Annotated in this window: 16 protein-coding genes; 3 read left to right on the top strand and 13 right to left on the bottom strand. The window is 68.2% G+C overall.

Annotation, left to right across the window (positions count from 1 at the left end; all coding sequences use genetic code 11):
• From IE302_RS27790 to IE302_RS27780, 3 genes are read left to right on the top strand one after another with little or no spacing between them, the layout of a single operon-like run.
• The gene (locus IE302_RS27790; RefSeq protein ID WP_191257362.1) at positions 1-1215 is read left to right on the top strand and encodes an O-antigen ligase family protein; all 1215 of its coding nucleotides are present in this window, start codon (positions 1-3) and stop codon (positions 1213-1215) included.
• Complete coding sequence (locus IE302_RS27785; protein ID WP_191257361.1) at positions 1212-2405, top strand: glycosyltransferase family 4 protein; 1194 nt, start codon at positions 1212-1214, stop codon at positions 2403-2405. The genes IE302_RS27790 and IE302_RS27785 overlap by 4 nt, the downstream gene beginning before the upstream one ends.
• Complete coding sequence (locus tag IE302_RS27780) at positions 2402-3040, top strand: phosphatase PAP2 family protein (protein WP_191257360.1); 639 nt, start codon at positions 2402-2404, stop codon at positions 3038-3040. The genes IE302_RS27785 and IE302_RS27780 overlap by 4 nt, the downstream gene beginning before the upstream one ends.
• On the opposite strand, the gene IE302_RS27775 is transcribed toward IE302_RS27780, so the two are convergent.
• The 13 genes from IE302_RS27775 to IE302_RS27715 form a co-directional block, all read right to left on the bottom strand.
• Complete coding sequence (locus tag IE302_RS27775; RefSeq protein WP_229907961.1) at positions 3021-3965, bottom strand: hypothetical protein; 945 nt, start codon at positions 3963-3965, stop codon at positions 3021-3023. The two genes, IE302_RS27780 and IE302_RS27775, sit on opposite strands and share 20 nt — an antisense overlap.
• Positions 3966-4120: 155 nt before the next feature.
• Positions 4121-5563 (bottom strand): right-handed parallel beta-helix repeat-containing protein, encoded by a 1443-nt coding sequence (locus tag IE302_RS27770; RefSeq protein WP_191257359.1) that lies wholly within the window; start codon positions 5561-5563, stop codon positions 4121-4123.
• A 56-nt stretch (positions 5564-5619) separates the two neighbouring features.
• Complete coding sequence (locus IE302_RS27765) at positions 5620-7119, bottom strand: right-handed parallel beta-helix repeat-containing protein (RefSeq protein WP_229907960.1); 1500 nt, start codon at positions 7117-7119, stop codon at positions 5620-5622.
• Complete coding sequence (locus IE302_RS27760; protein WP_191257358.1) at positions 7116-8432, bottom strand: glutamate-1-semialdehyde 2,1-aminomutase; 1317 nt, start codon at positions 8430-8432, stop codon at positions 7116-7118. Before IE302_RS27760 ends, IE302_RS27765 begins: the two co-directional genes overlap by 4 nt.
• Before the next feature lie 4 nt (positions 8433-8436).
• Positions 8437-8985, bottom strand: coding sequence for a dTDP-4-dehydrorhamnose 3,5-epimerase family protein (locus IE302_RS27755; RefSeq protein ID WP_191257357.1), 549 nt, complete (start codon positions 8983-8985; stop codon positions 8437-8439).
• Positions 8982-10169, bottom strand: a complete 1188-nt coding sequence (locus IE302_RS27750; protein WP_191257356.1) for a polysaccharide pyruvyl transferase family protein — start codon at positions 10167-10169, stop codon at positions 8982-8984. Before IE302_RS27750 ends, IE302_RS27755 begins: the two co-directional genes overlap by 4 nt.
• Complete coding sequence (locus tag IE302_RS27745) at positions 10166-11116, bottom strand: glycosyltransferase family 2 protein (RefSeq protein WP_191257355.1); 951 nt, start codon at positions 11114-11116, stop codon at positions 10166-10168. The genes IE302_RS27750 and IE302_RS27745 overlap by 4 nt, the downstream gene beginning before the upstream one ends.
• Positions 11113-12387, bottom strand: coding sequence for an MATE family efflux transporter (locus IE302_RS27740; RefSeq protein ID WP_191257354.1), 1275 nt, complete (start codon positions 12385-12387; stop codon positions 11113-11115). Before IE302_RS27740 ends, IE302_RS27745 begins: the two co-directional genes overlap by 4 nt.
• A 3-nt stretch (positions 12388-12390) precedes the next feature.
• Positions 12391-13665, bottom strand: a complete 1275-nt coding sequence (locus IE302_RS27735) for a DUF4910 domain-containing protein (protein WP_191257353.1) — start codon at positions 13663-13665, stop codon at positions 12391-12393.
• Positions 13665-14687, bottom strand: coding sequence for an NAD-dependent epimerase/dehydratase family protein (locus IE302_RS27730; protein WP_191257352.1), 1023 nt, complete (start codon positions 14685-14687; stop codon positions 13665-13667). The genes IE302_RS27735 and IE302_RS27730 overlap by 1 nt, the downstream gene beginning before the upstream one ends.
• A gap of 5 nt (positions 14688-14692) precedes the next feature.
• The gene (locus IE302_RS27725) at positions 14693-15346 is read right to left on the bottom strand and encodes a PIG-L deacetylase family protein (RefSeq protein WP_191257351.1); all 654 of its coding nucleotides are present in this window, start codon (positions 15344-15346) and stop codon (positions 14693-14695) included.
• Positions 15343-16140 carry a sugar phosphate nucleotidyltransferase gene (locus tag IE302_RS27720; protein ID WP_191257350.1) on the bottom strand — a complete coding sequence of 266 codons (798 nt, stop codon included), beginning with the start codon at positions 16138-16140 and terminating at the stop codon, positions 15343-15345. Before IE302_RS27720 ends, IE302_RS27725 begins: the two co-directional genes overlap by 4 nt.
• Entirely contained in the window at positions 16137-17372 is a 1236-nt protein-coding gene (locus IE302_RS27715) for a class I SAM-dependent methyltransferase (RefSeq protein WP_191257349.1), read from the bottom strand. Before IE302_RS27715 ends, IE302_RS27720 begins: the two co-directional genes overlap by 4 nt.
• Positions 17373-17380 lie beyond the last annotated feature (8 nt).

The raw sequence follows: 17380 nt of genomic DNA, 5'->3' as shown, positions 1-17380 counted from the left end.
ATGCTCGATCCCGCAGTCCGGCCCGCCCCGGCGATCCGGAGATTTCCCCCGGCGGCAGGCATCGCCTGGACGCTGCTGATCATCAACACCCTCGGGTCGACCGGGGCGAAGACGGTCATCCCGCTGCCGAGGTCGGTCAGCCAGCTGATCACCATGGGCGCGCTGGGCACCGCCTTCATCATCGCGCTCGCCCTGAACTCCCGGCTGCGGATCCGGCCGAACGCCTATCTCTTCCTGCTCACGCTGCTCGCCATCCTGAGCGTCGTCGCGAGCCTGAACCTGGAAGGCGGCTTCGGCGCGCTGTTCCGCTGCTTCCGGTTCGCGCTCTTCCTCAGCACCCTGTGGTTGCTGAGCCGCTGGTGGGACGGTGGCCTCGACCTCGTCCGCCAGCACATCCGCACCTACGGCGCGGTGCTGGTGACGGTGGTGATCGGGCTCGGGCTGAGCCCCGGCAACGCGCTGCCGTTCGAGTACGGCGGACGGCTCACCGGCACGGTCTGGCCGCTGACCCCGCCGCAGGTCGGCCAGTACGCGGCCATCGTCATCGGCCTCACGATCCTGTTGTGGCTCGGGAAGAAGCTGGAGCGGAAGCACGCGCTGGTCGTCATCGTCCCGTCGTTCGGGGTGCTGCTGCTGACCCACACCCGCACCGCGATGCTCGGCCTGGTCGTCGGGACCATCGTGGCGCTGATGTCGCAATGGATGTCCAGCGCCCGCGCCCGCAAGGTGTTCACCGGGCTGGTCTTCGGCGGGATCTTCCTCGTGGTCGTGCTGGGCGGGCTGCTGCAGGCGTGGTTCCTGCGGGGGCAGTCGGAGGAGAACTTCTCCAGTCTCACCGGTCGCGCGAAGGTGTGGGACGCGCTGCTCGACGCGCCGCGGACGACGCTGGAGTACCTGTTCGGCGTCGGTCTGACCGACAAGTCCTACGACGGGCTCCCGATCGACAGCAGCTGGCTCGCGGTGTACCACGAGCAGGGGTACGTCGGGATCGTGATCGTGGCGGCGTACCTGCTCGTGCTGGTCGTGGTCGCGGTGCTGCGGCCGCCGTCGCCCGCCAGGGCGTGCGCGATCTTCCTGATCACCTACTGTCTTTCCGCCTCCTACACCGAGGCGGGTCTCGGCGACGCGTCGCCGTACCTGTTGCATCTGGCCCTGGCCGCGTCGTTGCTGGTGCGTATGCCCGCCGACGAACCTGAGTTTCTGGAGACGAAGTGAAAATCCTCGTGATCCACAACCGGTACAGATCCGAGCAGCCCAGCGGTGAGAACAACGTCGTCGACCAGGAGACCGCGCTGCTGGCCGAGGCCGGGCACCAGGTCTCCCTGTTCGAGCGGCGCAGCGACGACATCGCGGAGATGTCCCTGCCGCGCAAGGCCTTCGTCCCGCTCCAGGTGCCGTGGAACCGGGCCGTGCGCGCGGACCTGGCCCGGCGCCTCGCCGACGACCGGCCGGACGTCGTCCACATCCACAACACCTTCCCGCTGCTTTCGCCGTCGGTGCTGGCCGCCTGTGCCGACGCCGGGGTCCCGACGGTCGCGACCGTGCACAACTACACCCTGATCTGCCCTCCCGGCACGCTGTACCGCGACGGGCAGGTGTGCACCGATTGCGTGGGCCGGTCGCCGGTACCCGCGGTGCGGCACGGCTGTTATCGCGGCTCGGGGCTCGCGACGGTGCCGATGGCGGCGAGCCTGATGCTGAACCGCAGCCGCTGGTGGTCCGGGGTCTCGCGGTTCTTCTGCATCTCCAAGGCACAACGCGAGGTGCTGATCGCCGCGGGGATGCCGGCCGACCGGCTCGGGGTGAAGTACAACTACGTGGCCGATCCCGGCAAGACGCGCCAGGGCGCGGGGGAGCATCTGCTGTTCCTCGGCCGGATCACCGCGGAAAAGGGTGTCGGCCTGTTGATGAGGGCGTGGGACCAGCTCGTCTCGGTGGGCGGCCCGCTGCCGCCGCTGGTGATCGCCGGCACCGGCCCGATGCAGGACGAGGTCGCACGCTGGGCGGACGGCCGCGACGACGTCCGCTACGTCGGTCTTCAGTCCAAAGAGGAGTGTCGCGACCTGATCGTCCGCTCGAACGCCGTCATCGCGCCGTCGGAATGGCTGGAGGCTTTCGGGCTGGTCGTCGTCGAGGCGATGGCCGCCGGTGTCCCGACGGTCGCCTCGGCCCACGGCGCCTTCCGCGAACTCGTCGAGGACGGTGTCACCGGCCTGCTGCACGAACCCGGGAACGCCGAAGCCCTCGCGGCCCGCCTGCGGGAGATCGTCGGCGACGCCGAACGGAACCAGGAGATGGGCTGGGCGGCGAGGCTGGTCTACGAGCAGGAGTTCACGCCGAAGGTCGGCCTGGAACGCCTGGTCGGCGGCTATCAGGCCGCGATCGACGCGGTGTCTTTCGCGTGATCGCCGGTCCGCCCGCACTCCCGTCGCGGGCGCGGATCCCGCTCTGGACCCTGGGCGCTTTCGGCTTCGTCGTCGCGCTCGTTCTCGGTGTCCGCTACGCCGGCACCTCCCACCTCGCCGGGCTGGACGCCCTCGTGCTCCCCGTCGTCGACCGCGTCGAAGGTCCACTCTGGTACGTGGCGACCGCCGTCGACTTCGCAGGCGAACCGATCGGCGCGGTCGTCGTCATCGCGCTGTTCGGCTGGCTGTGCCTGCGGCACCGGCGGCCGCGGATCGCGATTCTCATGGTGGCGGCCAGCGGGGTGACCGTGGCGCTGACCACCGGCCTGAAACCCCTGGTCGGCAGGCTGATCCACGGCGAGTTTCTCTCCTACCCGAGCGGGCACACGGCGTTCGCGGTGACCGTGGCGACCGTCGTCGCGCTGCTGGTGATCGACGTGCGGGAGCTCGGCCCCGTCGTCGGGGCTTGGGTACTGGCTGGGCTGGTCGCTTTCGCGGGGCTGGCGATGGGGTGGGCGGAGGTGGCGCTGGGGGCGCACTATCCGACGGACACCTTCGGAGGTTTCGGGGTCGCTGTCGCGGTGGTTCCGGTGGTGGGGTGGACGGTGGACCGCCTCACGCGGCGGCCCGCCTGACGTTGGGCCGCGGCCGCGCTTGAGCGGTCCGGAAAGCGGCGTGAAGTTCGCTGAGCACCTGGTCCGGCTCGGTGCGCAGCCGGGACGGCAGTGTTTGGAGCACGACGATCCCGGCGGCCACGTACCGCGCGTTGCGGGCGACGGTGGCGCGATGGTCGTCGAGGTTCGCGTGATGGCGGTAGGAATCGATCTCCCAGGCGAAGGCGATCTCGTCGCACCAGAAGTCCGGGGTGGCGATGTGGTTGCCGTTCGCGTCGAAGATCGGGACGTTCCAGTGGCCCGGTGGGAGACCGGATCTTCGCCAGAGGTGCCAGGCGTCGGCCTCGGCGACGGATCTGGCTCCGGCCAGGAGCGGGGCCAGAGCTTTCCTGGGGAGGGCTGTTCCGGTCCGGCCTGCTTGGTCGAGTTCGCGGGCGAGCATGTCGGTGGTGCAGAAGCGGCGCTGGACGGACTCGGCCATCAGCGCCTGGATCTCGTCGGGGTTGGTGAGCCGTCGGGCGGCGTCGATGACGGCACGGGGGACGGGTGCGACAGGGAGACCGTCTCGTAGGTGTGGCCGGGGCAGGCGTTTCGTCCGCTCGACGTGCACGAACCCCACGGAAATGATCCGGCGCTCCTCGGGAATGAGGATGTGTACATCACCTGGAGCCGGATGGTTCTTCAGACCGTGAAGCTGGAGCGCGCGGATTCCGGTTAGGACCGTGCCTGCGCGGCCGTGCAACAGGGCGGCTTGAAGCAGCTGTTCTTCGTTCGCCTGTCCGGTGTGAAGCAGCACGATTCCCGGCAACAGACGTTGCCAGGGGCCGCCGGGAGCGCATCGGCGCGAGATGGTCCGGCCCGGCACGCCGATAGCCTTCAGATCGGCGCCACGCACCACGGCGGCACCGTTCAGGAGCGGATCGTTCGGCCAGGTTCCTCTTCGCACGAGGTCACGATGCGCTCGATCGCCGCCTCGATCCACTTCTTCTTCGCGCGACCGGACCTCTCACGGCAGCGTTTCATGATCAACGGAAGATCGGGGACACTCAACGTCCCCGATCTTCCGTTGATCATGAAACGCTGCCGTGCCGAGTGGTCCAGTCAGCGCCCAGCATCCGCGAAGCTCGAGCCCTCGTCCTGCGAGTAAGGAGCAGCCTGCCAAACCGAAGCCCCCACGGTCCGCGAAGTGTCATGGACGACGAACCGCCAAGAACCCGAGTAAGCGTTGTCGTACCACCGGTTCTCCTGCCGGAAAGTCACCGCTTCGGAAACGGAAGAACCCCGATAAGGCGACCAGTCCGGATAGGTCCCGAAATTCGCCAAAAGCGCCATCCGCCCGCATAACCCCGTGCACGAAGACCCGTGAGAGAACTTGTTCCCGTGAATGGAAACCCGCTGCGTCTTCCACCGGCAATCATCGTACAAAGGACGAGAAGCGATCCCTGGCGAAGAACAGGAAGAGACCGAAGGAACCAGTCGGGTGCAGGATCCGGAAGACGTGTTCGCCGGGCTGTTGCAGAACCGGTCCGCGTTCTCCCAGGCGGTGATCCCGGCCCAGTTGTCCTCGAAGACGTTGTCGACGATCTCCACCGAAGAAGTCCGCGCCGGGAGACGCGGCTCGCCGCCCGACTCCGACAGGTAGATCGTCCCGACCGGGAAATCGTCCCCGCGAGCGGCGAAAGCGCGTCCCTGCACCAGGGTGTTCCGCCGGAAGGTGTTGTCGCGGACCACGAGGTTGTACGAGATCTCGTAGAACAACGCCTCCGCCTCGTTGTCCTCGATCAGGTTGTCTTCGATGAGGAAGTCGTTGTTGTTCGTGTCCGCCCAGAGACCGGCGCCGTGGTTGTGGTGGACCCAGTTGCCGCGGATGTCGGCGCCGTCCACCGCCCAGAATTTCGCGCCGCCGCTGCAGCCGCAGCCGGGGACCTGCTTTTCCCAGTCGTCGGTGTTGTTCCCGGTGATCTCGTTGCCCTCGACGAGCAGGCCGGTGATCCCGTCGCCCGCTCGGTAGGCGTTGATGCCGTACTGGCCGTTGTTCCGCAGGCAGTTCCGCAAGATCCGCTGACGCGGCCCCGCCATCATCGCGGCGCCGCCGTTGTCCTCGATGGTGTTGCCTTCGATGGTCCAGTGTTCACCGGAGTCGTGGTTGACCACGCCCTGATCCCGCGGCGCGGCGAAACCGCGGATGGTGAGGCCGCGGATGACGACGTCGCGTGCCTGCTGGGTGAACGCGTAGCGGTTGACGCCGCCACCGTCGAGCACGGCGCCGGGAGCGCCCAGGTAGGCGTTGCCGTCCTTCGGGATGATCTGGCCGTATTCGTCCTGGCCCAGGGTGTGCTTGCCCCCGGTCAGCCAGAACGTCGTGCCGGCCGGGAGCTCGCGCGTCTTCTCGGAAAGGTCGGTCCCCGGCGAGACGACCACGGCGTCGTCCGGTTTCGAAGGGCTCACCGGACCCGAAGCGCAAGCCGCGGCAGGAGCCGCCGAAGCCGGGGAGGCCGTGACGACTCCTGCCGCGAGCAGCAGGACTACCAGGAACACGGGCATACCGAAAACGGTAAGCCACTAGGGACCGTCCCAGATGGACACTTACAGGTGAAACTTCAGCAGGTCACCGCCTCGCCGAAGCCGCTGCACACGTCCTGCCGGTAGGGCTCGGCCTGCCATTGCGCCGACGTCAGCTGCCGTGACGCGTCGTGGGCGACGAACTTCCACGGCCCGTAGTACTGGTTGTCGTACCACCGGTTCTCCTGCCGGAAGGTGATCGCGTCGGAGATCACGTTCCCTCGGTACGGTGACCAGGCCGGAAAGGTCCCGTAGTTCGAGAGCACGGCCATCCGGCCGCAACGGTCTAGGCAGCCTTCCATGGACCCGTCGAACTCGAACGTGTTCTCGTGCACCAGAACGCGTTGCGTCTTCCACCGGCAGTCGCCGTACAGCGGCGCGGTCGCGATGCCCGGATCGGAGCAGGTGGACGTCGGTGAGACCAGTGCCGTGCAGGAGAAGAAGGACGTGTTGGCCGGGCTGTTGCAGAACCGGTCGGCGTTCTCCCACAGCGTGATCCCCGACCAGTTGTCCGAGAACAGGTTGCCCCGGATGTCGATCTGGCTGGTCCGGGCGGGCAGCCTCGGCTCCCCACCGGACTCGCTGATGTACACCGAGGCGACCGGGAAGCTGTCGCCCTTGGCGGCCCGGTTGCGGCCCTGCACCAGCGCGTTGCGCCGGAACGTGTTCCCGATCAGCTCCAGGTTGTAGGAGATCTCGTAGAACAGCCCCTCGGAGGCGTTGTCCTCGATGACGTTGTCCTGGACGAGGAAGTCGTTGTTGTTCGTGTCAGCCCAGAGCCCGACACCGTGGTTGTGGTGGACGAAGTTGCCGATGATGTCGGCGCGGTTCACGGCCCAGAACTTCGCGCCGCCGCTGCAGCCGCAGCCCGGGATCTTCGTCTCCCAGTCGCCGGTGTTGTTCCCGGTGATCTCGTTGCCTTCGATCAGCAGGTCGGACAGCCCGCCGCCGGCGCGGTAGGCGTTGATGCCGTACTGGCCGTTGTTCCGCAGGCAGTTCCCGATCACCCGCTGGCCGGATCCGGTCATCATCGCGGCGCCGTCGTTGTCCTCGATGACGTTGCCCTGGATGGTCCAGCGCTCGCCGGAGTCGTGGTTGACCACGCCTTGATCCTGCTGACCGAGAAAGCCGCGGATGATCAGGCCGCGGATGACCACGTCCTTGGCCGACGTGGTGAACGCCGCGCGGTTGAGTCTTCGCCCGTCGAGCACGGTGCCGGGTGCGCCGAGGTAGACGTTGCCGTCCTTGGGCTGCACCTGCCCGAACTGGTCGTCGGCCAGGTGATGGGTGCCCGGGGTCAGCCAGAACGTGGTACCCGGCGGGTTGGACCGGGTCAGCTCGTTCAGATCGGTGCCCGGTTCGACGACCCGGGCACCTTCCGGCGCGGAGGGGACACCGACGGTCGTGCCGCACACCCCTCGGGCCGGCTCATCGGCTGCCTCCGCCGTGCTTTCGACGGAGACCTGGAGCAGTAGTACCGACAGCGCTACGCAGAGCGTCCGCGTGCCGGCCGAGCGAGATGCGATCCCAGAACTCATACCCTTCTCCGAAAAACCGGCTTCACCGGACGACCACCCAGCCACGGCGCCGGATCATCCGCGTCGAGCGCTTTGCGGTACACGAGGCAGGCCTGCGAGACCACTTCGACCGTCCGGTCGATGTCTTCTTCGGACAACGCGCTGCTGACCACGAACGACGGTCCGAGGACCCCGCCCGTGACCAGCTGCCGCAGGAACAGCGTGCGGTAGTCCTGCGACGGTTTCTTCCCGGCGTCGAGCGTGGCGAAGACGAGGTTGCTCGCCCGGCCGCGCACGACGACGTGTTCCCCGACCCCGGCCGAGGCCGCGACTTCGCGGACCCCGGCGGCGAGCCGGTCGCCGAGCGCGTGCAGCCGCGCGGCGATGCCTTCTTCGGTGTAGGTCTCCATGACCGCGATCGCGGCGGCCAGCGAATGCGTCTCGGCGCCGTGCGTGGTGGACAGCAGGAAGACGCGGTCCTTGCTGGTGCGCAGGCCGCCGAGTTCCATCAGCTCGCGTTTGCCCGCGAGCGCGGAGACGGCGAACCCGTTGCCGAGCGCCTTGCCGAACGTCGAGAGGTCCGGCGTGACGCCGTAGAGACCCTGTGCTCCAGCCTCGGACCAGCGGAAACCGGTGATCATCTCGTCGAAGATCAGGACGCAGCCGTACCGGTCGGCCAGTTCCCGCAGGCCGACGAGATACCCGGGGGGCGGTTCGAGCTGGGTGGACGCCTCCAGTACCAGGCAGGCGATCTGGCTCGAGTTCTCCCGCAGCAGCCGTTCGGTCACCTGGAGATCGCCGTAGGGGAACGACACGGTGAGATCGGTGATCTCGTCCGGGATGCCCGCCGACATCGCCGTGGTGCCGATGAACCAGTCGTCGATGGAGAAGAACGCGTGATCACGGCAGATCGCCACCAGCGGCCTGCCGGTGACCGCCCTGGCGAGCTTGACCGCGGCCGTGGTGGCGTCCGAGCCGTTCTTGGCGAATTTGACCATCTCGGCGGTCGGGACGGTTTCGAGGAACTTCGTCGCCGCCCGTTCCTCCACGATGGACGGGCGGGCGAAGTTGGCGCCCCGGTCGATCTCGCGGTGGGCGGCCTCGCTGACCCGCGGGTGCACGTGCCCGAGGCTGACCGCGCGCAGCCCCGAGCCGTACTCGATGTACTCGTTTCCGTCGACGTCCCAGACGTGCGCGCCGAGCCCGTGGGAGATGACCGGCGCCAGGTTCTCCGGGTACTGGTCGTCGCCCTTGGCGTAGGTGTGCGCGCCACCGGGGATCATCGCGTGGAGGCGCTCGTTGGCCCGCATCGACTTGGGAAGCTGACGGGTCATGCTCTCACCTCGTTTTTTGTAATACCGCGGAAAGCGGAAGGGCCCGGCGGTCCCGCTCCGACATCAGCGCCACCGGGAGCGGCCAGGGGATCGCCAGGTCCGGGTCGTCGGCCGCGATCGCGACGTCCTCGCTCGCGTCGTGCTCGCGGTCGATCCGGTAGGAGACGTCGGCGTACTCGGTGAGCGCCTGGAACCCGTGCGCGCAGCCCGCCGGGATGTACAGCGAGACCTGCGTCTCCCCGGAGAGCTCGAACGTCTCCTTGGCCAGGTACGTCGGCGAATCCGGCCTCAGGTCGACGACGACGTCGAAGACGGCGCCCCACGAGCACCGGACCAGTTTCGCTTCACCGAGACCGGAGCGGAGGTGCATCCCGCGCAGCACGCCCTTGCGGGACCGGGAAACACTGTCCTGGAGGAATCCGTTCGGGTCGATCCCGGCCGAGCGGACGACGGCGGCGTCGAACGTGCGGCTGAAGAAGCCGCGCTCGTCGGTGTGCGGGGTCGGTTCGAACAGGTACGCGCCCGCGATGGCGGGCACCGGGATCACCTTCATCGGACTCCCATCGGCAGGAAGGCGGCCGACAGCTCGGCGAACTGCTCGTCCAGTAGTCGCACTTGTTCCGCGCCTCGTTTCGCCACGATCTCGGTCAGTTCCCCCGCCCTGGACTCGAGCTCGGCGAACTGGCGCACCAGCGCGTCGAGGTCGATCTCCTTGGCCGACTGGCAGAATTCCCCCAGCCCCAGTGCGGTCATGAGGACCTTGTTCTTGCTCGCGTACCCGATGGACAACGTCGGTTTCGCCAGCTTCAGCGCGCACAGGACGTTGTGGTACCGGGTGGCGACGACGGATTCGACGGCGGACATCGCCCGCATCAGTTCGTCCAAAGTGGACGTGTCGGCGGCGGCGATCAGCGGGGACCCCAGTTCCCGCATGATCTCGTCGACGACCCGCCGATCGGCCTGGTCGCCGATGAACAACCGCACCGGGCGGCCGTCGGAGACCAGCCGCGCGACGAACCGCGTCATGTTGTCCACATAGGACTCGTAGATGTCGTCGGCGCGGGCCCGGTCGTCGTTCCCGCCGTGGTAGGCCATCACCCCGACCCCGACCGACCGCGGCAGCACCGGTTCCGAAGGTGCCGTGAGGGCGAACGCGAGATCGGGGTAGACGCGGTCGTTCGTGACGTCCACCCCCATCGCGCGCATCGCCTCCCGTGACGGCTCGTCCCGGTAGGAGCGGAACGACGCCAGCCGCCCGGCCCAGCCGATGACCGAGCGGGTCACCCGGTGCGAGCTCACGCTGGCGCCGACGCTCACCAGTGCCACCTTGGTGCCGACCAGCCGCCCGGACGCCGAGAGCAGCAGCAGGGCGTACGGGAAACCCCAAGGACGCAAGGGAAGGGTGGATTCCAGGACACCCATCCCCGGCACGATCACCACGTCCTGCCGCCGGACCCAGGTCGCCGTGCGGACTATGTCGACAAGTTTCCCGAAGCCCTTCATGGCGACGGACAGCGGTCCCGAGACCGTCCGGTACTCGCCCTCGTACCAGTTCAACGCGGTCGTTTCGAGTCCGTAGCGCGACGCGACGATTTCCGGACCGCCGCACATCACGCTGATGGCGGCGTCCGGATGATCCGTGCGCAAGAACCCGAGGACCGCCTCGAAGGAACCGTCGTTGCCGAGGTTCCCCGATCCGAGGAGGCCGAACAGCCCGATCCTCGCGGGCGGAGTCAAGGGACTCGTCCCTCCTGGCCGGCGACGACCGAGACGACGGAGACCTCGCGCGGGCCGAGTTCGGCCTCGGCCTGGACCGGCATCCGTCCCATGGCCGGGTTCCCGGCCCGGTTCAGCATCCATTGCCGCAGGTAGCGGAAGCATTCGCGCTTCTCCGCGCCGGAGATCGGCGCGTTGCGGATCGCGTTGACATACCCCAGGACGTACTCGCCGAGCAGCCGGACCATCGGGTGACGCAGCTTGTCGGCCCGCTTCGGGTCGAGGTTGGTGGCACGGCGGCGCACGGTCGGGTGCTCGTGTTCGGAGCGGCCGGGGTGGTCGCGCCGGAAGTACAGCCAGTCGGGCACCTGGTGGAACGGGCCGTGCAGGGCCAGTTCCGAGATGATCGTGCGGTCCGCGTGGTGGTAGCTGTCCAGCGGCGCGACGCGGCGCAGCACCTCGGTGCGGATGACGGCGCCGTCGTCGTCCCCGCCGGGGGCGAACAGCGTGCTGCGGAAGCGTTCCGCGGCGTGCGGCGAAACCGTGTTGAGCGGGTACTCCAGCGCCTGCGTGACGACGGCCTTCTCGTCGATCATCGCCGTCCACGAGTGCGAAAGGACGAACTCGGGGTGCTCGTCGAGCGCCTCGACGCAGCGCTCCAGCAGGTCACGCGCGTAGAGGTCGTCGTCGGAGGCCCACTTGAACAGCTCGCCGCGGGCGACGTCGACGCAGTAGTTGTGGTTGGGCGCGCAGCCGATGTTCACCGGCTGGCGCACGTAACGGACGCGGGAATCCAGCTTCGCGTACTCGCGGCTGATCTCTTCGGTGCGGTCGGTGGACGCGTTGTCCGAGATGATCAGCTCGAAGTCCGCGAAGCTTTGGCCGAGGAGTGCGTCCAGCGATTCGGCGAGGTAGTCCTCGCCGTTGTAGACCGGGAGCCCGATGCTCAGCCGAGGAGCGGTGCTCATGACGTCCTCATTTCTTCCTTCTCCGAAGTCTTGTGTTCTCTGAGGGCGATGTGCAGCTGAAGCCACCACACCGCTGACCCGCTGGTGATCGCCAACGCGACCCCCCAAGCGGATCCGGACGCCCCGGCCAAGAAGGCGCCGATGAGCCCGAAACCGACATAGCCGGCCGAGTTGATCAGCTGGGCGCGAAGGCTCCTTTTCGCAGCGCCGAGCGCACGCAATCCGGCGGCCGCTCCGGTGTTGAACCCCGCCGCGGCGATACCGATGGTCACCGGGAGGATCAGTTCCGAAGCGGGATCCCAGACGTCACCGAGGACGAACCGGCCGGCGTCGTGGGGTACCAGAAGCAAGGCGAGGCCCCAGAGCAGGGCCGCCGCCGCCTGGCCGGCGCCGAGGACGGCGCAGAACTTCCGGAAGCGGTGCGGGGCCCGTTGGAGCACCCGTGCGCTTTCGGCGACCGTGACCAGGGAAAGTCCCATCAAGAGGGCGAAGAACGGCCCGAGGAGCAGCTCGGCGCCGCGGACCGCGCCGACGCTCGCGATCCCGGCGATCGCGCCGAGACCGTACATCCGCAGTTGCGACGAGCCGCTGTTGCTGACGTTTTCGATCACGTAGCGGGTGCCGAGGTCGCGGTGCGCCTTGATCCACTCGAGCGTGCCGCGCGGATCCGGCCGGACCCCGGACTGCAGGCAGCCGAAGCCCGCCGCGACCGCCCCGGAAAGGCCCCACGCCAGGATGAACGCGACGACGGTGTCGGACGTGTGGTGCGCGATGAACAACGCCGGGATCAGCGCGATCCCCCAGACGACGTCGTTGAGGAACGCCTTCTTCCCGTGCCCGGCGGCGAAGAAGGTGAACCGCCAGGCGTCCTGCAGCAGCAGCGTGGGAATGACGAAGCCGAGCGCGACGAACGCCCCGCCGGTGGAGTCGCCCACGATGAGCCCGGCGGCCACGCTGATCATCCCGGCCACGACCCCCGCGGTGAGCGCCGTGCCGGTCGCCCGCTTGGTCGCGGCGCGCCAGGATTCGGTGGACACCCCGGAGAACCGCACCATCAGCGGATCCGTCGTCAGCCCGCGCGAAAGGTTGAGTACCACGCCGTAGCTGACCCAGGCGAGGCTGAACATGCCGAACGCGAACGTGCCGAGCGAACGCGCGACGTAGAGGCCGACGATGAAGTTGGTGATGCTGGAGACGGCCTGGTCGCCGAGGCCCCAGCTGAGCCGTCCGGCCATGGCGCGGATGGCCTGGGAACGCAGAAGTGATCGCATGGGCTATTCCTTGAGCAATCCGGCGTCGTGCAGCGCCTGGGCGGCCGCGACGACGGAATCGAACGGCAAGCCGGACCGCTCGGCGACGTCGAGCAGGCTGTGCTCGCCGTCCGAGAGGTTGAGCACCCAGAGCATGGCCATCTGGGCTTGTTTGGCGTCGCTCCGCCCGCCGAGCGAGTCGTACAGGCCGCGCTTGCCGAGTTGCGGCTCGCCGAAGGGGCTGAGGTTGACGTAGCTGCGGTTGCGGTCGAGGACGGCGTACGTGTCCCGCAAGGTCCGGAGGGTTTCCTCCATGGCCTCCGTGGAGACGAAATCGAGGTTGTCGGCCGAGGTGTGGTACTCGGGATAGCCCGCGTACGGCGTCCTCGTCAGCGACCCGACACCCAGGTTGAAGCCGGGGGAGCAGAACTGGCGCTCGTCGTAGCCGTACGGCGAGAAGTCCACGATCTTGTGCGCGCGATCGGCCAGGACGTACGCGAGCACACGGTCGATCTCGGCGTCGCCCCGGCGGCTTCGCTTGTAGGTCAACGATCCCGGGTCACCGGCGCAGGCCAGCACGAGTCCCGCCTTGATCCGGCCCACGCGGTCGCTGTTGCGCGCGAGCCAGGTGATGGCGCCGATCGTGCCCGGCATGAACAGGAACCGGTACGTGTAGTGCGGCTTTTCGAGCTTCTGCGCGAACGCGGCGGCGATCGCGATCCCGGCGACGTTGTCGTTCGCCAGCGACGGATGGCACGTGTGACAGGAGACGATCACCTCGTCGGCGACCTCGCCCGGCACGACGTGCTCGGCGTAGGTGAGGCTCCCGTCGGCCAGCGTCGAATCGATGTGGACCTCGTACTCGCCGTCCGGCAGCGCGTCGAGGGTTTCCTGCGCCAGGCAGAAACCCCAGGTCGGCGAGTAGTAGCTGGTCCGGTACGGCACCCAGGACGGCCGGTCGGGCAGGGTGTGGAGGTGTTCGCGCAGCTCGGCGAGCGACATCTTCCGCGAAACCGGGACGCTGTAGCCGACGACGTGCAGATTCGACTCCTGGAAGTCGACCACGCGCCGGCCGGAGGGGTCCTTGACGTACGCGTCGCGGATGTTCCATTCCTGCGGCACCGTCCAGTCCAGTACCTGGGTGCCGGTGGGGACCTCGTGGATCTCCAGCGGGATGTGCTCGCCGACGATCTCCAGCGTGCGGCGGACGCCGTCGCCGGTGATGCTGCGGCACAACGGGTACAAGCGCTCGACCAGCTTTCGCAGGTCGGCGCTCGTCTCGAGGCCCCGGTTCGACATCAGCGACGCCGGAGGGTGTCGTCGAGTTCGCCCGCGGCGGTGCGGTCCTGCAACCGCGCCAGCCGGGTGAACAGGCGCTGGAAGCCGTGTTCGGTGAGGCCGTGGGTCTTGTAGGCGTCGATCAGTTCGAGCGCGCCGTCCTTGACCGACCAGTCGCAGTCGAAGCCGGGGATCGCCGCGCGGAACCGGGAGAAGTCGACCCGGTAGGAGCGCGGGTCCGCGCCCGCCTCGCCGGTGATCCGCAGCGTGGAGCCGGGAACGGCCTCGACGACCTCTTCGGCGATCTCGGCGACGGTCACGTTGTTGCGTTCGGTGCCGATGTTGAACGCCTTGCCGTGCACGGCTTCCTTGGGCGCCACCAGCGCCGCCGCGAAGGCCCGCGCGATGTCCTTGGCGTGCACCAGCGGCCGCCACGGCGTGCCGTCGGAGAGCACCAGGACCTCGCCGGAGAGGAACGCGTGCGCGGTCAGGTTGTTCAGCACGATGTCGCCGCGCAGCCGCGGCGAGAAGCCGAACGCGGTCGCGTTGCGCATGTACACCGGGCTGAAGTCGTCGTCGGCGAGCTCCTGGACGTCGTCCTCCACCCGCACCTTCGACTCGGCGTACGGCGTCACCGGGCGCAGCGGCGCGTCCTCGTCGACCAGGCCGTCGCCGCCCGAAGCGCCGTAGACCGAACACGTGGAGGCGTAGAGGTACCGCTTGACCCCGGCGTCCTTCGCCAGCTTCGCGAGCTTGACCGAAGCGTGGTGGTTGATGTCGTAGGTCAGCTCCGGCGCCAGCGACCCGAGCGGGTCGTTGGACAGCGCGCCGAGGTGGATCACGGCGTCCACACCGGCCACGTGCTCGGCCGTGACGTCACGAAGGTCGACCTCGAAGCCGTCGGGGTCCTCGGGCTGGGGACCCAGCACGCAGGTGTCGTAGAGACCGGAGTCGAGGCCGATCACCTCGTGGCCTTCGGCGGCCAGCACCGGGGCCATCACCGTGCCCAGGTAACCCTTGTGCCCGGTCAGCAGCACACGCATGACTTTCAGCCTTTCGCAGTGAGGTCGAGCGTCAGTTTCTTGAGGTCGAAGGCCTCGGCATAACGCTGCCCGCATTCGATGCCGCGAATGCGGGCGAGGCCGAGGAAGGCTTCCCGGTCGTACCAGGGCCGATGCCGCTGAGAGGCGTAGTGCTCCTGCAGCAGGCGGACCTTCTCCTCGGCGCGCTCGGCGGGAAGCGGCACGTACGCGGTGGGTTTGCCGAGGTCGCCGTCCCATTTGGCGATCTCGTACTCCAGCTGGAGATGGGTGCGGAACACCGTCGGCACCAGCGTCGCCAGGCCGCGGTGGTCCTGATGCGCGTCGGCCGTGCGCGGCGAGAGGACGAGATCCGGGTCGGTGCGGCGGCGCAGTTCTTCCAGCCCGTTCTTGGCCTCTTCCCAATGCGAGGGGAGCCGGCCGTCGGGCAGTTTGAGCACGGTGACCTCGACGTCGGCGCCCGGGCAGAAGGCCGTGAGCGCGGCGCGCTCCTCGGCCTCCCGCTCGGTGCCGCCGCCGGACAGGACGAGCGCGTCGACCCGGACGCCCCGGTTTTCGGCGCAGATCGTCAGCAGTGTGCCGCCCGCCCCGATGGCGATGTCGTCACAATGCGCGCCGAGCGCGACGATCCGCTCGATCCTGCCGGTGCCCAGTCCGATCACGCCGTGCCCACCGGCGCGGGTTCGCGTTCCCACCGCGCCCAGGGGCGGTCTCCGTGCGCGTACGCGTCGTCGAGCTGGACGCGTTCCTTGACGGTGTCGGTCGGCTTCCAGAACCCGCGGTACGGGTACGCGAGCAGCTTGCCCCGCTTGGCGAGTTCGCCGCAGCCGTCGGCCACCAGGTCGCCGCCCTCGGGGATGTGGTCGAAGACCTCCTGGCGCAGCACGAAGTACCCGCCGTTCTCCCACAGCGGCATCTCGCTGACCGGGGTCAGCGCGCCGATCCGGCCGTCTTCGTTCATCTCGACGCAGTGGAACGACGACTGCGGCGGCACGACCATCATCGACGCGCCGGCGTCGGTGTTGCGGAAGCGCTCGATCATTTCCGGGAGCGGGGCGTCGGTGAGGACGTCGGCGTAGTTGGCGAGGAACATCTCGTCGCCTTCGAGGTACGGGCGCACCCGGCGCAGCCGCTCGCCGATGGCCGATTCGAGGCCGGTCTGCACGAAGGAGATCGACCAGTCCGCGATGTCGGTCGACAGCAGTTCCGCCTTGCCGTTCCGCAGGACGAAATCGTTGGACGTGGTCTCCTGGTAATTGAGGAAGAACTCCTTGATGTGGTGCGCGCCGTAACCGAGGCAGAGAATGAACTCGGTGTGGCCGAAATGCGCGTAGTACCGCATCACGTGCCAGATCAGGGGTCTGGGGCCGACCATGGCCATCGGCTTGGGCACGTCGGACGCGTCACCGTTGCGCATCCGCATGCCGTAGCCGCCGCAGAAGAGGACAACCTTCACGACTTCACCTCGACGATTTCCAGGTGCGGGATGGGGAAGACCAGTTTCCCGCCCCATTCGTCCACAAAGGACAACTGGGCGGTCAGTTCCTTCCGGAGGTTCCACGGAAGGACGAGCACGTAATCGGGCCGGTCCGCTTCGATGCGCTCCGGCGGGAGGATCGGGATCCGGGTGCCGGGGGTGAACCGGCCGTGCTTGTACGGGTTGCGGTCGACGGTGTACCGCAGCACGTCCGGGCGGATGCCGCAGTGGTTCAGCAGCGTGTTGCCCTTGCCAGGGGCGCCGTAGCCGACGACGGTCTTGCCTTCGAGCGCCGCGTCGGTGAGGAACTTGTTCAGATCGAGCCGGACCTTGGTGACCCGCTCGGAGAATTCGGTGTAGCCGGACATTTCGTGCAGTCCGGCCGCCTTCTCGGCGTCGAGGACCTGCATCATCCGCTCGCTCGGTTCGCCGGCGACGGCATCCGGGCGCGCCCACAGCCGGATGGAACCGCCGTGGGTGGGCAGGAGCTCGACGTCCACAACGGACAATCCGCCGCGCGCGAGGGCCCGGCGCGCGGATTCCACCGTGTAGTACTGGAAGTGCTCGTGATAGATCGTGTCGTACTGGTTCTCCTGGATCAGCGTCAGCAGGTGCTGGACCTCGATGCTGACCCAGCCGTCATCGGCGACGAGGGCGCGGAGCCCGTGCGTGAAACCGATGATGTCCGGAATGTGCGCGTAAACGTTGTTCGCCACGACGAGGTCGGCGGGACCGTGTTCCTCGCGGACGTCGCGTCCGCTTTCGGGGCTGAGGAAGGCGGTCTTCGTCGGCACCCCGGCGTCACGCGCGGCTTGGCCCACGTTCACCGAAGGTTCCACGCCGAGACAGCGGATCTGCTGCGCCACAACATGTTTGAGCAGATAGCCGTCGTTGCTGGCGACCTCGACGACGAACGAGGACTCATCGAGCCCGAGTCGCCCGACGGCGCCGTCGACGAACGTTTTGGCGTGTTCGACCCAAGAGGCGGAATACGACGAGAAGTACGCGTATTCGGTGAAAGTCTCTTCCGGGGTGATCAGCGGCGGGATCTGGGCGAGCCAGCATTCGGTGCAGACCTGCAGGTGCAGAGGATAGGTCGGCTCCGGTTCCGCGAGCCCGGCCGCGGTCAGGAATCGTTCGCACGGCGGCGTCGCCCCGAGGTCGACGACGCTGGCGAGATGGGCCGATCCGCAGAGTCGGCAGGTGGTCATCGAGAGGC

The sequence above is a fragment of the Amycolatopsis oliviviridis genome, from assembly GCF_014654365.1.
In the GTDB taxonomy this organism is placed as follows: Bacteria; Actinomycetota; Actinomycetes; order Mycobacteriales; family Pseudonocardiaceae; genus Amycolatopsis; species Amycolatopsis oliviviridis.
The sequence above is the reverse complement of the archived record's forward strand: the minus strand, read 5'-3'. Positions and strand labels throughout refer to the sequence as shown.